Raw genomic sequence first — 395 nt, forward strand, 5'->3', positions numbered from 1 at the left:
GCTTCGCGGACACCTGTCCACCCGCCGAGGCATTCACCGCCTCGACGACACCGGGAATGTCCGCCGCGAGCTGGAACTCCATCTTCATCGCCTCCAGCACGAGGAGGACGTCACCCGGCTTCACCACGTCGCCCGGCTTCGCATCCACGCGCAGGATGCGTCCGTCCATCGGCGCGAGCAGTCGGCCTGTGCCCGCCCCCTCCGACGACTTCGCCGGACGAAACGTCACGTCCGTGAGGCGGCGTGCCCCGACGCCCAAATCCAACCAGAGCGAGTCCCCGCTCCGGAGATAGCGCGCACGGCCTCGCGCCCCGCCAACGGAGTAGTCGAACACGCTGTCCGCCAACCCCAACACGCCGACTTCGAGCGACTCGCCGCCTGCGCTCACCTCGTAC

1 protein-coding gene is annotated in these 395 nt (G+C 69.1%); it reads right to left on the reverse strand.

The genetic code is table 11. The features are described from left to right. On the reverse strand, positions 1 to 395 hold a 395-nt coding region (locus D7Y04_RS46245), incomplete at both ends, for a biotin/lipoyl-containing protein (protein ID WP_121763093.1).

The organism is Corallococcus sp. AB038B (assembly GCF_003668955.1).
Classification (GTDB): domain Bacteria; phylum Myxococcota; class Myxococcia; order Myxococcales; family Myxococcaceae; genus Corallococcus; species Corallococcus exiguus.